Source organism: Streptococcus sp. HMSC065C01, assembly GCF_001813525.1.
GTDB lineage: Bacteria > Bacillota > Bacilli > Lactobacillales > Streptococcaceae > Streptococcus > Streptococcus parasanguinis_V.
The window spans coordinates 1-251 of sequence record NZ_KV812824.1 but is presented as its reverse complement, the minus strand read 5'-3'; the positions used below and the strand labels follow the sequence as shown (position 1 = coordinate 251).

Sequence of the window (251 nt, the reverse complement as noted above, 5' to 3'; positions counted from 1 at the left end):
GTTCTAGCCCTGCTAGACAAACCTGTTTTTTTCGCTATAAATATTTTTTATCTTTATCTATCGCCTATTGTGAATCAGGAAATATCCTATCTCATTCTTTCATACATACATTGGGAAAACTCCCTATCTTTAGTCTTTTACCTGTTAGCACAAACGATAAGAGTCAGGAAAACATGGAGTAAAATATCCTATGTGCACTAAAAAAGAGGTTGACCCAACTTTGTACTGACCCCAAAAAGTTAGACAATTAA

Annotated in this window: 1 protein-coding gene; it reads left to right on the top strand. The window is 34.3% G+C overall.

Annotation, left to right across the window (positions count from 1 at the left end):
- The coding region (locus HMPREF2918_RS11410; RefSeq protein ID WP_218108096.1) for a hypothetical protein at window positions 1-182 on the top strand (182 nt) is incomplete at its 5' end.
- Between the last annotated feature and the right edge of the window lie 69 nt (window positions 183-251).